Raw genomic sequence first — 8,353 nt, 5'->3', positions numbered from 1 at the left:
TTAAACAAAAAAATAGGCGATTTTGTGTTTTTAGGAATTAGCATTAATTTATTAAAGCACTACACTACATTTAAGTAATATTAAGTAATATAGGAGTGTGCGTAAGCACGCGAAAGGAGAAATACATAATGAATAAAACAGAATTAGTAAATGCAGTTGCTGAGATAAGTGAATTAACAAAGAAAGACGCAACAAAAGTAGTAGAACAGGTATTTGAAACGATTAAAGATGCGTTAGCAAGTGGTGACAGTGTTCAATTACTTGGTTTTGGAACATTTGAAGTGCGTGAACGTTCAGCTCGCAAAGGGCGTAACCCACAAACTGGAGAAGAAATTGAAATAGCAGCAAGTAAAGTGCCTGCATTCAAACCAGGAAAGGCTCTAAAAGAAGCAGTTAAATGAGTAAACTAACAAAAATATCCTCCTCATGGGGGATATTTTTTTATAGGAAAGGTGAATTCGATGGATAGCGAGAAAATAGACACTTACAATGAAGTTCCAGTTAACGAATTTTCCTATTCATTCATCAATTCTTAAAACATATTTTTATTTTAATTGACCACTAAAAACTGTTTTGGTTAATATTAATGTAATTTACCACTGAACGGAGGGGTGAAAATTGAGGTTATTACTAATTGAAGATGAGCCAGATTCCTTAATAGGTATGAAAAGGGCCGTAGATTCTCTAAATAACGTTGAAGTAGAATTGCTAACTTCGAATAATGCGGAAGATGCAAGAGAGTTCATTTTTAAACATTATCCTGAATTAATTATTACCGATATTATGCTTCCAGGTATATCTGGTCTTGATTTAGTTGAAGAGGTTGTAAATAGTGACTATCAACCAAAGGTAATTGTTGTAAGTGGTTTCGATGATTTTGAATATGCGAGAAGAAGTATACGCTTTGGGGCGGTTGATTATTTACTGAAACCATTTAGCACAGAGGAGTTTAAAGAAAAGGTAACCAGGACTCTTTTGATAATAATAGAGGAAAAAGAACAACATCTGTATTCTGAACAGCAAAAATCATTTGCGGAGATTGGAACACATTCCATGAGGGATAATTACCTAATTGAGTTTTGTTTAAAAAGAACACCTCTTGAGGAACATCTCTACCATAGACTGTGTTTATGGAATATTGGTTGGTTAGCGAATAAATCTTTCTCTGTCCTTATTTTTGATGTAAAGGGGTATCCTGATGGGAAACCTTTTACAGAAGAAAATCAATTAAAGACTTTTGTAATAGGAAATATTATGCAAGATGTTATCCGAAATCATACACACTCACTCCTTTTTAAAGACCCTAAAAATCGATGGGTACTATTAACAACTATTGAAGATGTTGAGGAATTAGCTAGGTCCATTCGCAAAAAAGTAAAGGAATATCAAAAATTCGAGTTAGCAATAGGTATTAGCAAAAAAGTTTCGTCATTTGAGGAAATGCATGCAGCTTACAGCTCTACTTTAAAAGAATTTCAAATAAGCTCTCTAACAAATCGTGAGGACTATGTAAAATCTGATTATCTGATGTCAACAGACCTTACCACTTCTCACCATTTAGCATCATTAGTTATTAATAAGGATGAAGAAGGCATTTGTCAGGTTGTAAAGGCTTTCTTTCAACAAGTCATATTACTCGATGGACTTGAATCTAGAGACGATATCACGCGAAAAACATTAAACTACTTGTCGCAAATCCTAGCAAGTATAAGTGACCAAACCTCAAAGGAGCTTAAAGAAATCCCGATGAGTGTATGGGAAAAGGTTGATCAATGCACCTCATTAGAAGAATATGAAAAGGTCTTATTCGAGTATTTAATAAGTGTTGGTCATGAGGTTTCAACACATGTTACCAATTCAATCATTGAGAGAGCCATTCAAATGATTCATTCTAGTTACATGGAGGATTTGAGCTTACAAATGATAGCAGACGAGCTATCCATACATCCGGTCTGGCTAAGTCAGTTGTTTAAAAAGGAAACTGGACAAACATATATGGATTTTTTAACAGAGACGAGAATTAACAAAGCGAAAACACTCCTAAGAGAAACAAGTATGAAAATATATGAGATAGCAGAATCTGTAGGCTATCAAAATCTACAGCATTTCGGTACTATTTTTAAAAAAAGAACAGGTAAAACACCCAAAGAGTATAGGTACGGAAAATGAAAGTTAGAAAGGTAAGAATTAAAGATAATTTATTTAACAAAATGTTTGTCTTTATTGTCTTGTCCATCATTATTCCATTAGCATTATTAGGTTATTTATCATATGATAGATCAAAGTCTCAGCTAGAAAAGGTTACCTCTCAACTTCTTCATGACAATTTGGAATTGAATAAAAAGCAGGTAAATCGTTTATTAAAAGATGCAGAAAATGAAATGGAAAAAATGGTGACATCTATACAGCTACAAACTCTCTTGCAAAGCCATCCACCAACATCTTATAAAGAAGAAAAAGATTTTATCAATCGGATTAGTCAACTTATTGCCAATTTAAAAGGGACGTATGGTGTATATGTCTTTCCAAAACAAATGAAGTATTATCCAAACTATTTGGAGCTAATTAATGGAAATGATTTTATATGCATCGTTTAACAACAGCAATACGTTTCTCTCAACAGGGAGGAGAAGAAAAGCTTTGGGTTTCAGGAAGAGGAAGGTACAGAGTTGTTAGCGGATGGGTGAATTCTGATATACAAATTGAATTATTACCCTATATAGAGGAGTGCGGACAAACGTTTTCTATTTTCCTCTCCCTGCGTCCTCATTGTAATTAAATAGGCTTTCTGACCTTTTCCAAAGTAGAGATAGGTAATATCCGTGAGTAGGACCATTTTGGGACCATGAGCTTTAAATTGGCGATTTAAATGATTAGGCTTCGTTGCATGTTCTTGTCTAGCTTTGGCCATTCGTTTATAAGGATTAGGTTTTCTAATCGGACATACGAGGGTATATTTATTCATCAGTCGTTGAATCTTCTTACGGTTCATCACGATTCCTATTTGAAGCAAACATATATATGCTTCTTGACCCCTTGGCATATCCGCGATATTGATAGACTTCTAGAATCAATTCAAAATCAGCGCGATCTTGTTTCTCACGCTCATTACGCCTCTCTTCCCGTTCTAGCCATGCATAATAGCCTGAACGAGAAACTTGAGCAATGTCGCAAAGCCACTTGATATTCAAGAGGTTATCATCTCTTTCCGTTAATGTTTGGATCAATTGATATTTTTCTTGGGCAAAGCTTTGATTGCTTTGCGATTGATAAAATTCATTTTTTTAAAGCATCAATTTGTTGTTTTTGTAAAGTGACTTGATGTTTGAGATAGGCTATTTCCTCACTCTGAGTGCGCTCTATCGTTTGAGGACGACCTGAATGTTGGGTGCGTAAATCCGTAAAACCTTATATTCTATCTGCCATTTTCCGTATCCTACGAGAAAAGTTTTCAATTCTTTGTTTACTCACTACCTTTGTATCAAAGCCTGCTTCCCTAAAGATTTGTGCAGGAAATTTCCCACAGTGCAGTTCATCCATAAAATGTTGCTTAAAGACTTCGGAATACGTAATGGCTTTGTTTGAGACCTTATCCACATAAGCATTCCTTCTTAGTTCTTCTAGCTGTTCATCCGAAAAATAATGCACTCTCATATTAACAACTCCCGCTTATAATAACTATAAAATAAGTATACGACAAAGAACCCTATAAAACAGAACGGATAAGTAGTTTTTTATTCGTGTCTATTTTATAGGGTTCAGTTTACTTAGTAGTAGACTAACATAATAAAAAGAGACACTATAAAACACCTTCGAAATGGTACACTTAGTAAAAGTACTTATTCGGAGGTGTTTTTGCGTGGGCAAAAACGTATATTCAAGTGAAACAAAGTGGGCAGTCGTAAGAGATAAGAAGAGTGGTCAGTTTACAAATGAAGAAATAATGAAAAAGTATGGAATAAAGAATGTATCTCATATCAAAACATGGATGAGATGGTATCGTGAAAATCAAGTACATAGATTTAATCAGCCTATTGGAAAGCAGTACACTTATGGTCACGGGCCAGATACACAAAGTGAAGAGGAAAACAAAGAACGTCAAATTATTCATTTAAGAATGGAAAATGAAATCCTAAAAAAGTATTTGGAGATCAAAAAGGAGTTGAGAAAGAAGTAGTTCTCCAGTTAGTGCAAAGATTACGTAAAAAATACACGGTTACAGCAATCTTATCTGCTTTAAACTGCTTTAAAAATCCCAAAGGCTACCTACTACCGTTGGGCGGGCGTCATCTAAACAAGTTAAATTGTCTAAGAAAGAAGAGGCAATTATTTCACTATGTAAAGAAACCAAATATCGTTATGGACACCGAAAAATTAAAAAGCTACTAAAACGTAAGTATCAAATAGAGTTAAATCGTAACACAGTTCAACGAATAATGCAGAAACACCACCTACAATGCCAAGTGAAGCCTAAGCGTAAATGGAAATCCCAAGGAGAATCAGTCATAATTGCACCAAACCTATTACAACGAGATTTTACAGCAGCTAAGCCTAATCAAAAGTGGGTAACTGACATAACTTATATTCAGTATGGTTCATCCACGCTATTTCTTTCGACAATAATGGACTTATATAACAATCAAATTGTGTCTTATAAACTATATGCACATCAACAAACTCCTTTAGTTATAGATACATTAAAGGAAGCTTTAGAAGCAAGGGGTAACCCAGAAGGAGTTATCATACATTCTGATCAAGGAAGTGTGTATACTTCATATGCGTATCAAGAACTTGTAAAAAAGAGAATTTGGTAAGCAGCATGTCAAGAAGGGGAAACTGTTGGGACAACGCTGTAATTGAGTCATTTCACTCAAATCTAAAGTCAGAGGGGTTTCAGTATGTGAAATTTAATTCAATGTCTTTGGAGAAGGTCAGGGAGCAAGTAGATCAATATATGAATTATTATAATGAAGAGCGTATCCAAGAAAAATTAGGCTACCATACACCAATAGAATTTGGTAATATGGCAGCCTAAGAGGGTGCTTTATTACTGTCTCATATGACTATGGCAGTCTATAGGGTCTTATATGGCGGTATTTCTCCGATTTCAACAAATCCAACCACTCACCTCTATCCACAGTGAAGACGCGAATCGTTTTTCTTTTGCTGCCTTCTAGTTCTCAAAACTTTAAAAACATCTATAGAAAACCGCTTAAAAAATCACACTTCATTTTCGACAAAAAAATTTGTGAAAAATAAAATAATACTTAACAAAATGTGTTGCGCAATTCGAAACAATAAGATAATATAGTAAACAATAATTAATTTTCTAAAAATTCTATTATAAAGTATTATTTAATTATATTATGTTGAATATCTTTATTAGTTGTTTATTAAGTCGTTTTTCTGGAGTTTACGAAATAATATTAACTTATACTTAAATACTTACTTTACCACTTTACATTAGTAAAGTAAACTATTATTTAACAAATCATTTACAAAATTGCGAATAAAGTTAATTGAACAAGGGGGGTGGAGCCTAAAAAAGATATGTTTACATCTATCTTGAGTCCTATGTATATACAAGGTTTCCTAGACTTCGATGAATATTGACATGATGTGAGTTTTTGTAAAAATTTAATTTTCTATACAAAGGGAGGATGTACATTGAAAACGATTGGAACAGCAGAAGTGATTCCGGGTGGAAAAACGAAAGGGTTCTTGAAAGTAGGTAGTGATACAGACGGTTCTCCGATACAAATTCCAGTACTTGTTGCTGCTGGAAAGCAGGAAGGTCCTACGGTTTGGGTACAGGGAGGGATTCATGGTGATGAATATGGCGGAACAGCATCGATTATTCGCCTTTTCCAAGAACTAAATGTAGAGGAATTAAAGGGTACAGTTGTAGGAGTGCCTGTTGTGAATCTTCCATCATATAAGGCTCGATACAGAACATCACCAATTGATGGTGCGAATCTAAATCGAATTTTCCCGGGTGACCCAAATGGTACATATAGTCAACGTCTAGCGCACACTTTACTTGAAAACATCACAGAACATGCTGATTATTTGCTCGATTTACATTCGGGAGGTATCGGTCTTCATGTGCCATACTTCTTAATTTGTAGATTTGCTGAAACAGAAGCATCTGAAAAATCAATGTGGCTTGCAGAACGCATGGGATCTAACGTTATCTGGCGTGTCGAAGGGGAAAACTCAACAACTGGTGTTGTTACCGATGCAGTAATGAACAACGGAATCCCAGCGGTAACGATAGAAGTTGGCGGTGGAAACGTTACGGAAGAGCACGAACATCAGTATAAAGAATCCGTTTTAAGTGCGCTGCGAGCTCTAGAAATGATACCTGGTGAGGTTACGGTTACAAAGGATTATGCTCTTTATAAAGAAGGAGATTTTATTTTTGCAGGGCACGGTGGACTTTTTGTACCTGCTTGTAAGGTTGGTTCAATCTTGAATAAAGGGGATTTAATTGGTTCCATCATTAATCTGCACGGTGATGTGTTAGAGGAAATTCGATGCTCCGCTGACAATGCATTTTTAGCAGCAACAGGACATCGTTATTGGCCAACTCATCCTGGGCAGTTAATTGTTGAAACCTATAAATAATGAATAAGCTTTACATTCAAAAAAGAGCAGAAATAATTGTAAACAATGGGAGGTAGAGAAACATGAAAACTGTAGGAATTGCACAAGTTGTAAAAGGTGAAAAAACAAAAGGATATCTTCAAGTTAGTACTGATACAGATGGTAGCCCAATTCAAGTTCCTGTATTAATAGCCTCTGGTACAGAAGAGGGACCAACGATTTGGGTACAAGGATGTGTACATGGTGATGAATATGGAGGAGCTGCTTCAATCATTCGGTTTTTCCAAGAGTTAGATGTAAATGAATTGCGTGGAACGTTTATCGGGGTTCCGGTTACAAATCTTCCTTCATTTAAAGCACGCTACCGTACATCACCAATTGATGGTGCGAATTTGAACCGAATTTTCCCTGGAGATAAAAAAGGAACATATAGTCAACGTTTGGCTTACACATTAATTGAAACAATTGTAAGCTCAAGTGACTATGTAATTGATTTACACTCTGGCGGAATTGGGGCCTATGTTCCGTTTTATGCAATCTGTGATTACGATGATTCTGATGCAGGACAAAAATCAATATGGCTAGCAAAACGAGCTGGTACAGATGTGATTTGGCGTTCCCAATCTGAGACAGATGTTAGTGGAACGGGTACGTCCCAACTTGTACACAAGGGAATTCCTGCTGTGACAATTGAATGTGGCGGAGGTAATGTAACAGAAGAACATGAAGCCAATTTTAAAACGTCCATCCGCAATATCATGACAGCACTTGAAATGCTTCCAGGTGAAGCACCATTACAAGAGGAATATACAGTCATTAACGGAGCAGACTTCTTCTTTACTGGACAAGGCGGTTTATTCGTTCCACATTGCAGTGTTGGAGATGTTGTGAATAAAGGAGACTTACTCGGTGCAGTCATGAACCTTCATGGTGAAGTAACCGAAGAGCTCCGTTGTACAACTGACAATGCTTATATTGCTGCGATTGGACATCGTTATTGGCCAGTTCATCCTGGACAGTTAATTGCAGAGGCGATTCCGATTGTTGATCGCTTAGGTAAAAGTGATCAGTAATCGAAATTAGACATGATACACGTATTAGGTTTTTCTAAACGAAGGTTTCCCCCCATTCCCCTGGGGATAAATTATTTAATAGATTTATTGTAGTACTTATTCCAACATGGTCACGGATTTCCTTACAAATAGACGTAAGAAAATCCGTGGCAAGAAAGAGGTGACCTGAATGAAAGATGTTTTACAGTACATTGATGAAAATTGGGAACAGCATGTAAAGAAGTATCAAAAACTAGTTTCTCAACCTAGTATTAGTGGTGATGGAACTGGAATGGTAGAGATTGTTGAACTTCTTCAAGAAGAGCTTAGGGACTTAGGATGCCAACGGGTTTTCTCACATGAAACACCAGGCTATCCAATTATCTTTGGTCATCTTGATGAAGGCAAAGAAAAAACAGTTCTTCTCTATGGAATGTATGATGTACAACCTGTTGTAGGTGAAGACTGGATGGTAGAACCGTTTTCTGGCAGTATCGTAGATTTACCTGAATTTGGTGAATCAATCGTAAGTAGAGGGATTACGAACCAAAAAGGACCATTAGCTGGATTCTTAAATGCAGTTGCGGCAATAAAAAAAGTAAAAGGCAGTTTACCTGTTAACTGGACTAACCTAAAATAGTGAGACAATATAAAACACCTCCAAAATGGCAATACTTGAGATAAGTATTGTGACA

General features: G+C 35.9%; 8 protein-coding genes and 1 pseudogene. 7 read left to right on the top strand and 2 right to left on the bottom strand.

Features of this window, described 5'->3' with window-relative positions; genetic code table 11:
* Positions 1 to 128 precede the first annotated feature (128 nt).
* The 3 genes from hbs (at position 129) to ACR65M_RS25635 (ending at position 2,597) form a co-directional block, all read left to right on the top strand.
* Positions 129 to 401, top strand: a complete 273-nt coding sequence (hbs, locus tag ACR65M_RS25645; RefSeq protein WP_440274814.1) for a non-specific DNA-binding protein Hbs — start codon at positions 129 to 131, stop codon at positions 399 to 401.
* Positions 402 to 618: 217 nt separating this feature from the next.
* Positions 619 to 2,169 carry a response regulator transcription factor gene (locus ACR65M_RS25640; protein WP_440274813.1) on the top strand — a complete coding sequence of 517 codons (1,551 nt, stop codon included), beginning with the start codon at positions 619 to 621 and terminating at the stop codon, positions 2,167 to 2,169.
* Positions 2,166 to 2,597 (top strand): hypothetical protein, encoded by a 432-nt coding sequence (locus tag ACR65M_RS25635; protein ID WP_440274812.1) that lies wholly within the window; start codon positions 2,166 to 2,168, stop codon positions 2,595 to 2,597. Before ACR65M_RS25640 ends, ACR65M_RS25635 begins: the two co-directional genes overlap by 4 nt.
* Positions 2,598 to 2,981: 384 nt before the next feature.
* On the opposite strand, the gene ACR65M_RS25630 is transcribed toward ACR65M_RS25635, so the two are convergent.
* Both ACR65M_RS25630 and ACR65M_RS25625 read right to left on the bottom strand, forming a co-directional pair.
* Positions 2,982 to 3,191: a hypothetical protein gene (locus ACR65M_RS25630; protein WP_440274811.1), complete on the bottom strand. Its 210-nt coding sequence runs from the start codon at positions 3,189 to 3,191 to the stop codon at positions 2,982 to 2,984.
* A 217-nt stretch (positions 3,192 to 3,408) separates the two neighbouring features.
* Positions 3,409 to 3,654, bottom strand: coding sequence for an HTH domain-containing protein (locus ACR65M_RS25625; protein WP_440274810.1), 246 nt, complete (start codon positions 3,652 to 3,654; stop codon positions 3,409 to 3,411).
* Between the two features lie 205 nt (positions 3,655 to 3,859).
* Here ACR65M_RS25625 and ACR65M_RS25620 point away from each other — a divergent pair.
* From ACR65M_RS25620 to ACR65M_RS25605, 4 genes and pseudogenes are all read left to right on the top strand, one after another.
* Positions 3,860 to 5,035 (top strand): annotated as a pseudogene (locus ACR65M_RS25620) (IS3 family transposase).
* Positions 5,036 to 5,667: 632 nt separating this feature from the next.
* Positions 5,668 to 6,627, top strand: a complete 960-nt coding sequence (locus ACR65M_RS25615; RefSeq protein ID WP_440274809.1) for a succinylglutamate desuccinylase/aspartoacylase family protein — start codon at positions 5,668 to 5,670, stop codon at positions 6,625 to 6,627.
* 62 nt (positions 6,628 to 6,689) lie between these two features.
* Positions 6,690 to 7,679: a succinylglutamate desuccinylase/aspartoacylase family protein gene (locus ACR65M_RS25610; RefSeq protein WP_440274808.1), complete on the top strand. Its 990-nt coding sequence runs from the start codon at positions 6,690 to 6,692 to the stop codon at positions 7,677 to 7,679.
* A 169-nt stretch (positions 7,680 to 7,848) separates the two neighbouring features.
* Positions 7,849 to 8,298, top strand: a complete 450-nt coding sequence (locus tag ACR65M_RS25605) for a zinc-binding metallopeptidase family protein (protein ID WP_440274807.1) — start codon at positions 7,849 to 7,851, stop codon at positions 8,296 to 8,298.
* The last annotated feature ends 55 nt before the right edge of the window (positions 8,299 to 8,353 follow it).

Source organism: Ferdinandcohnia sp. SAFN-114 (assembly GCF_059415045.1).
Note: the sequence above shows the minus strand (reverse complement) of the source record. Positions and strands in the feature narration are given on the sequence as shown.

Bases quoted from the DNA above. Each gene is read 5' to 3' on its own strand.
- ACR65M_RS25625 (WP_440274810.1), bottom strand. From the start codon at position 3,654: ATGAGAGTGCATTATTTTTCGGATGAACAGCTAGAAGAACTAAGAAGG.
- hbs (WP_440274814.1), top strand. From the start codon at position 129: ATGAATAAAACAGAATTAGTAAATGCAGTTGCTGAGATAAGTGAATTA.
- ACR65M_RS25635 (WP_440274812.1), top strand. From the start codon at position 2,166: ATGAAAGTTAGAAAGGTAAGAATTAAAGATAATTTATTTAACAAAATG.
- ACR65M_RS25605 (WP_440274807.1), top strand. From the start codon at position 7,849: ATGAAAGATGTTTTACAGTACATTGATGAAAATTGGGAACAGCATGTA.
- ACR65M_RS25610 (WP_440274808.1), top strand. From the start codon at position 6,690: ATGAAAACTGTAGGAATTGCACAAGTTGTAAAAGGTGAAAAAACAAAA.